The organism is Mesorhizobium sp. M7D.F.Ca.US.004.03.1.1 (assembly GCF_003998635.1).
Classification (GTDB): Bacteria; Pseudomonadota; Alphaproteobacteria; order Rhizobiales; family Rhizobiaceae; genus Mesorhizobium; species Mesorhizobium loti.
Window position 1 is genome coordinate 1 of the sequence record NZ_RZQG01001720.1, and the last position, 526, is coordinate 526.

A 526-nucleotide genomic window follows, 5' to 3' on the forward strand; every position below is an offset into this window, starting at 1 on the left:
TTGCGGATCTGGGCCAGCGCCTCGTCGAACGACGATGTCTGGTAGAGCGACTTGATCTCGTGGCTGTTGGCAAAGACGATGTCGACCGTGCCCGAGCGCACCAGGTCGAGGAATTCGTCGCGGTAGCGGTCGACGCAGAACGAATCCGACAGCGTCATCGACACTTCTCGGCCTGCCGCGTGCGCCAGCTTCGCCGTCTGGCGGATTGCCTCCTTGGCGCGCGGCGGGTCCCACAGATAGCCTTCGAAATAGGTGACCTTGGCGCCGGACGCCTTGTCGGCTTCGACATCCTCAGGGCCAAGCTCGACGCAGGCGCCGAGATAGGTGTTCATCGAGCGCTCGCCGTCGGGCGTGACGAAGATCATCGAGCGCGCCGTCGGCGGCTCACCCTTGAGCGGCGTGGTGCCGAAGGCGACGCCCTGCGCATGGATGTCGTGGGCGTAGATTTCGCCCAGCGCATCGTTGGAGACCTTGCCGAAGAAGGCCGCGCGGCCGCCAAAGCTGGCGACGCCGGCCGCCGTGTTGC

The 526-nt window shown here is 66.0% G+C and carries 1 protein-coding gene; it reads right to left on the bottom strand.

Annotated features, from left to right (window positions below; all coding sequences use genetic code 11):
- The coding region (locus EN935_RS39695) for an adenosine kinase (protein WP_164771914.1) at positions 1–526 on the bottom strand (526 nt) is incomplete at both ends.